The sequence below is a fragment of the Bowmanella yangjiangensis genome (assembly GCF_017255015.1).
GTDB lineage: Bacteria > Pseudomonadota > Gammaproteobacteria > Enterobacterales > Alteromonadaceae > Bowmanella > Bowmanella yangjiangensis.
Genome location: NZ_JAFKCS010000680.1, coordinates 1 through 387, shown reverse-complemented (window position 1 = coordinate 387; position 387 = coordinate 1). Strand labels below are relative to the sequence as shown.

Annotated in this window: 1 protein-coding gene; it reads right to left on the bottom strand. The window is 65.9% G+C overall.

Translation table 11 applies throughout. From position 1 onward, the window contains the following. A partial coding sequence (locus tag J0A65_RS26240) for a hypothetical protein (RefSeq protein WP_232850169.1) occupies positions 1–188 on the bottom strand: 188 nt, incomplete at its 3' end. Positions 189–387: the final 199 nt, after the last annotated feature.

Sequence of the window (387 nt, the reverse complement as noted above, 5' to 3'; positions counted from 1 at the left end):
ATGTCGACCTTGACCACCTTGAGCATGGCCTCGACCTGCGCCAGCACGGCGTCCTGGCCGACGATGCGCGAGCGCAGCAACGCCATGACCGCTGCCGGCTCGAAGAGGAAACGCGACTGCAGGCGAGCAACGCCCTGTTCATCCAGACGCTCGCGGTTGCTGTCGATCAGGTCGTTGGCGAAGGGCATCCCGTTTATTCCACAGAGACAAAGGCATCGCCGGCAAGCCGGCTCCTGCGGGCGATCAGCCAGCCGTGCGTTCCTTGCCCGGATGCGGCAGCTCTGCCACCGGGCAGTCGGCCACGCCGATGGTCGAGCGGGTCATCTTCTCCACATCCTCCCGGGCCTTCTGCGCGTCCAGCACCCAGGTGCGGTAGAACTCGAACGG